Origin of the sequence: Pseudomonas sp. MF6396 (assembly GCF_002018915.1) — a bacterium.
Lineage (GTDB): Bacteria > Pseudomonadota > Gammaproteobacteria > Pseudomonadales > Pseudomonadaceae > Aquipseudomonas > Aquipseudomonas palmensis.
The window spans coordinates 1-2,800 of record NZ_MVOK01000075.1; the positions used below are offsets into that span (position 1 = coordinate 1).

Below are 2,800 nucleotides of genomic sequence, written 5' to 3' on the forward strand. Positions count from 1 at the left end.
GCTGTAACTAAGGCTGGCGGCGACAATAATGGAGATATTCGGGGCTTACGTTGCATTTTGAGGTCGCAAGTGCATGTGCGTAAATTGAAGCAAATTGCAAGGTTATGCCCAATAGGTAGCTAGCTTATTAATTTAACAAAAGTGACGTGTGTCGTTCTGCAGGGCATGCTGTTCCCCAACCCTGGAAAACCTATCCTCTTTAACACGTCAAAGTCGATTGATAGGCTTGCTGCAACAGCTATCTGCCCGGTTGAAGTCGAAGATCGATGTATCTGTAGGGTTTGGAAATAAATGCGGGCGCCCACCGCACTCACGGCTCAGTTACCATTCTTTGTGCATCGCGGCCGCGCGGCTAGTTGGTAGCTGTTCTAAGCCTAGTCAGTGCCGCCCTTCGCCCCAAGCCCCATAGTCAGATTTGAGAAATGACAGTAGGCGATGCCGCAACGCGCTTCATCGACCTATGTAAAACGACTCCTTTATCGAAATAGTGCACTCATCGCTCTCCACGGCGATCCCTTCATCGCGAATTGCACCGCCCAAGACGATCTGCACTGAAATCAATACTTTCTGATGCCTCTTGATTAGAGATGCCAGCCATAATCATCGTAACCGCTCCATGAACCCCGTCCTGGCGGACGGTTTTTTTCAGGAAGCAGAGGCAGAAGCTGGCGAGCAGTTCCACGGCAGCAGCGCTTCGTAATCCTCGACGCGGCTCGCCGCTGGCAGGCGTTCAAGGATGTGGCGCAACCAGGCGTAAGGCTCTTGCCCGTTGGCTTTGGCAGTTTCGATCAGGCTGTAGATCTGCGCGCTGGCGGTAGCGCCTTTCGGCGTGTCGCTGAACAGCCAGTTCTTGCGGCCGATGACGAAGGGACGGATGGCGTTCTCGGCGCGGTTGTTGTCGATCGGTAGATGCCCGCCTTCGATGTAGCGCACCAGCCTGCTCCAGTTTCTGGCCAAGTAGTTTACCGCCTTGCCCAGGGCCGTCTGCCCAGCGACCTGCGGTTGGGTTTTGTCCAGCCAGGCCTTGAGTTGGTCGATCAGGGGCTGGCTGCGTTGCTGGCGGACGTCGAGGCGTTCGCTATGGTCAGCGTCCTTCAGGTCACGCTCGATGCCGTAGAGCTTGTTGATCAGGCTCAGCGCCACGTCGGCACGCCCAGTCTTGCCCTTGGGCTGCACCTTTTGGGCTTCGACGAACTTGCGTCGCGCATGCGCCCAGCAGCCCAGGCGTTCGATGCCGTCGCGTGCAGCCACGGCGTTGTAGCCGGCGTAGTCGTCGGTCATCAGGTAGCCGCGGTAGCCATCGAGCAGGCGTAGCGGCACCTCCTGCGCGCGGCTGGCTGTGTAGTCGAAAAGGATCACCGGCTTGTCCGGCGGCCCACCGCTTTGCACCCACATCCAGGATTGTGCCGAGGGGTCGCGCCCCGGTTCATGCAGCACCTGTAAGCGCGTTTCGTCGCAGTGCAGCACGGGGTATTCGAACAGTTTGTCGCGCATCAGGTTGAGCAACGGTTGCAGTTGCTCGCCACTTTGGATCACCCAACGCGCCAGGGTCTGCCGTGGGATGTCGACGCCGTGGCGGCTGAGCATCTTTTCGAAGCGGTACAGCGGAATGCCGTCGGCGTACTTGGTGGTCAGCAGCATCGCCAGCACGCTGGGGCTGGCCAGGCTCTTCTCGATCAGTTGTGCCGGTTTATCGGCGGTGACCGGCGCGGTTTCACAGGCCTTGCAGGCATAGGTCTTGCGGATGTGGCGGATGACCCGCACCTGCATCGGGATGATCTCCAGCTGCTCGCTGGTCTCCTCGCCGATCACCTGCTTGCAGGCACCACAGGCGCAGGCGCGCTCATGCTCGGGTAGCTCATGGATGACTTCCACGCGCGGCAGGTTGGCCGGCAGCGGCTTGCGTTTGCCACGGCGCTTGACCGGCGCAACGACTTCTTCGGCTTCGGCTTCGGCTTCGGCTTCGACTGGCTCGGCGGCCGGCGCTTCGATCAGCTCTTCGACCTCGTTGAACATGGCCAACTGCGGTGAGTCGGCGTCTTCAGAGCTGCGCTCGGACTTGGGCGAGAACAGCTTGTGGCGCAGCAAGGCGACCTGTTCTTGAAGTTGTTCTATGCGAGCATCTTTCGCCGCCGCCTGTTCACTGGCCAGCAGCAGTAAATGCTTCAGCAGGATTGGGTCGTCAGGAAGAGATTCGGGCACGGCGATCATGGCCGTGGATTATACCGGCTCAGGTTACGAAGCGCGGCGTCAGTATCTGGTGCGGACGGTTGCGCCACAGGTCGATGCCGTCGAGCAGCCAGTTCAGTTCGTCGACCGTCAGTTCGATGGCTTCGTCACCCGCATCGGGTTTGGTCTTGAAACGCTCGGCTTCCAGTCGCTTGAGCCACAGGCAGAAGCCATTGCGCTCCCAGTAGAGAATCTTGACCTGGCTGCGCGTGCGATTGAGGAACACGAACAGCACCGGGTTGAACACCTCCACCTTGATGTCCAGCTCGACCAGCGCGGCCAGTCCGTTGATGGATTTGCGGAAGTCGACGGGCTTTGGGTAGAGATAGACCTTCTGCACTTTGGCGTCGGGACGCATCATGACGGAACTCCACGGGAAAATAGGGAGCCCAGCATCCGGGATACGGAGAGGTCAGTTGAAGATGGGGTCTATGGAGCGCATACTAATCATCTCATCGCCAACGCATACGGCGTTCGGCAGCCAACACACTCTCACTCACTACTGGAAGCTCAGACATGAAAACCATAGGCATTGAAAACTCGAAGTCCAGCGTACAGGCCCACTTAACGC

At 58.7% G+C, this 2,800-nt stretch carries 2 protein-coding genes; both read right to left on the reverse strand.

Going from position 1 to position 2,800, the window contains the following annotated elements; genetic code table 11:
• Positions 1-645: 645 nt before the first annotated feature.
• Positions 646-2,211 carry an IS66 family transposase gene (gene tnpC, locus MF6396_RS27940; protein WP_028692322.1) on the reverse strand — a complete coding sequence of 522 codons (1,566 nt, stop codon included), beginning with the start codon at positions 2,209-2,211 and terminating at the stop codon, positions 646-648.
• 19 nt (positions 2,212-2,230) lie between these two features.
• On the reverse strand, positions 2,231-2,590 hold the full coding sequence (gene tnpB / locus MF6396_RS27945) for an IS66 family insertion sequence element accessory protein TnpB (RefSeq protein WP_003460146.1): 360 nt from the start codon (positions 2,588-2,590) through the stop codon (positions 2,231-2,233).
• Between the last annotated feature and the right edge of the window lie 210 nt (positions 2,591-2,800).